Raw genomic sequence first — 2,049 nt, 5'->3', positions numbered from 1 at the left:
TATGATTATATGATCTCCGGCGGCGTTCGGTATGAGCGCGTCAATGAAGAGGGATATTCGACATTTGAAATTCCGGTCACGAGCTTTACCCAGCCTATGACAGTCATTGCGGATACAACAGCGATGAGTGTGCCGCATGAAGTCGAATACACACTGACGCTGTCTCCGGATGATATTATGGCAGGAAACCAGACGCCGCAGGCAGCTGCCCAGCGCGTTGTCTATATGGCATTTGCCATTATTGCCGTGTGTGCAGTGGTTTCACTCGTCAAAAAAAGACGTCTCCGAAAATAATACGGAAAAACAACAAAATACACAAAAAAATTACATTTTCCTTCTTCAGGGTTGCATTTATACAGCAGTTGTGCTATATTGATGTTTGTACTTAAAAATTGATAAACTCTGGAGAGTCTCACAGAACGAGCGCCGAAGGTGTACGGTACAGATTTGTACTAATCTCTCAGGCAAAAGGACAGATGGAACTATGTATTCTCTTTAGAGGGTTGGTAGAAATATCAACTCTTTTTTGTTTGCATTTTTATTTGGTGCAGGGCAGAAGAGCGGGTATGCCAACCACTTGATGCACGACGAAAGGAGAAATGAACGTGGAACAGTTTACTCAATTTTTAGAAATGATTGACGGATGGGTGTGGGGTGTCCCACTGATCGTCCTGATTTTGGCAGTTGGTATTTATTTGACCATCCGCCTGCGCGTCTTACAGATTCGCAAACTGCCGAAAGCACTCAAGTACATGGTGTGCAATGAAGAAGGCGGCGAAGGCGAAGTAACATCGTTTGGCGCACTGTGTACCGCATTGTCTGCGACCATCGGCACAGGCAATATCGTTGGTGTTGCCACGGCAATTGTTGCCGGCGGACCGGGCGCGCTGTTCTGGATGTGGATGGCAGCCCTGTTTGGTATGGCAACCAAGTTTGCAGAGGGCGTACTGGCAATCAAGTATCGCGTACTGGATGAAACCGGTCATGCTCTTGGCGGCCCATTCTATTACATCGAAAACGGCATGGGCAAGAAATGGAAGTGGCTGGCAAAGCTGTTTGCTTTCTTTGGCGTTGGCGTTGGTATTTTGGGTATCGGTACCATTACACAGGTCAATGGTATTGCATCTGCTGTCAATAACTTCTTTGACAGCGAAAACACATGGACATTTACTCTGTTTGGAACCGAGTATTCCTATACAGTTCTGATTGCGGCAATTGTCGTTACAGCGTGCGTAGCGCTGGTTATCATCGGCGGCATTCAGCGTATCGCGAGTGTATCGCAGATCATTGTACCGTTTATGGCGTGTATTTACGTGGCATTTTGCGTACTGCTGCTGGTAATGAATGTCACAAAGATTCCGGCAGCTTTTGTGCTGATTATGCAGAGCGCCTTTGGTGTACGTGCCGCAGCTGGCGGTGCACTGGGTGCTATCATTATCGCCATGCAGAAGGGTATTGCCCGCGGCATTTTCTCGAATGAGGCTGGTCTTGGCAGTGCTCCGATTGCAGCAGCTGCTGCACAGACCAACGAACCGGTTCGTCAGGGCTTGGTTTCGATGACAGGTACATTTATTGATACGATTGTTATTTGTACCATGACGGGCTTCTCCATTGTCCTGACCGGTGCATATACACAGGGACTGGAAGGCGTGGCTGTTACCGCTTATGCGTTCCAGGCAGGTCTGCCGTTTAGTGCAAAGGTCTGCGAGGGCATTTTGATGCTGTGCTTGATTTTCTTTGCGTTTACAACGATTCTCGGCTGGGATTATTACTCGGAGCGCTGCTTGGAGTATCTGACCGGCAAGCACGAGCTGACCATGAAAGTATATCGCTGGCTGTACATTTTGGCTGTCTTTATCGGCCCGTTCCTCACAGTATCCGCTGTTTGGACCATTGCGGACATCTTTAACGCATTGATGGCACTGCCGAACTTGGTGGCAATTTTGGCACTGAGCGGTGTGGTTGCAGCTGAGACACGTAGTTACTTCAAGCGATTGAGTGACGGCTCGATTCAGGAATAACAAAGCATAGAACAAAGAGGGTCTCTGT

1 protein-coding gene, 1 pseudogene and 1 riboswitch are annotated in these 2,049 nt (G+C 48.2%); the gene and the pseudogene both read left to right on the top strand.

Annotated elements, in window-relative coordinates:
* Positions 1-294 (top strand): annotated as a pseudogene (locus ACR0P9_RS11565) (hypothetical protein); the annotation flags it as partial.
* Positions 295-392: 98 nt separating this feature from the next.
* Positions 393-486, top strand: a riboswitch (glycine riboswitch).
* A 113-nt stretch (positions 487-599) separates the two neighbouring features.
* Positions 600-2,021: an alanine/glycine:cation symporter family protein gene (locus ACR0P9_RS11560; protein WP_432620301.1), complete on the top strand. Its 1,422-nt coding sequence runs from the start codon at positions 600-602 to the stop codon at positions 2,019-2,021.
* Positions 2,022-2,049 lie beyond the last annotated feature (28 nt).

Source organism: Butyricicoccus sp., from assembly GCF_050872565.1.
GTDB lineage: Bacteria > Bacillota > Clostridia > Oscillospirales > Butyricicoccaceae > Butyricicoccus_A.
This window is presented reverse-complemented; position numbering and strand designations above follow the sequence as displayed.

Bases quoted from the DNA above. Each gene is read 5' to 3' on its own strand.
- ACR0P9_RS11560 (WP_432620301.1), top strand. From the start codon at position 600: ATGAACGTGGAACAGTTTACTCAATTTTTAGAAATGATTGACGGATGG.